This window comes from Marinobacter sp., assembly GCF_041984545.1.
Classification (GTDB): domain Bacteria; phylum Pseudomonadota; class Gammaproteobacteria; order Pseudomonadales; family Oleiphilaceae; genus Marinobacter.
Window position 1 is genome coordinate 1 of the sequence record NZ_JBHIXV010000121.1, and the last position, 508, is coordinate 508.

The 508-nt window shown below is 46.3% G+C and carries 1 protein-coding gene; it reads right to left on the bottom strand.

The genetic code is table 11. The features are described from left to right. Positions 1-508 (bottom strand): FGGY family carbohydrate kinase (locus ACFC20_RS17835; RefSeq protein ID WP_375194150.1); only part of this gene is annotated, 508 nt, incomplete at both ends.

Consider the following 508-nt stretch of genomic DNA (forward strand, 5'->3'; position numbering starts at 1 on the left):
AAAATACTGCCTTCAAGCGCATAAGTCGTTTTGCCGTTTAAACGATACCCAACGGTGGTGAGTAATCGGTTTTTCGATTGCAAAGGGGCGTCACCAGTGTTCAATATCATAAAACAGCCGGTACCGTAGGTGCTCTTGGCCATGCCTTTTTCAAAGCACGCTTGGCCTACTAATGCTGCTTGCTGGTCGCCTGCTACGCCTTGGATAGGAATAGCTCTGCCTATGATGTCTTCTACTTTAGTGGCAGAGAAATAAGGGTCTAACAGAAGCCCTGTCGATTCAGTAATGTGTGAAACGAGTTCTTCGTCTTCGCTTAAATCACGACAAAGCTGGGCTGTGCGTCTGTCTTGCCAAACGATCGCCGGGTAGACAGGCTCGCCAGTGTTTTTATTCCACACTAAGGTTGTTTCGCGCTGGTTAGTGATACCAACGGCTGCGATATCTGATGGTGTTAATGAACATTTATTGAAAACTTCTTTGAGGGTAGAGACAACGCTTTCCCAAATTT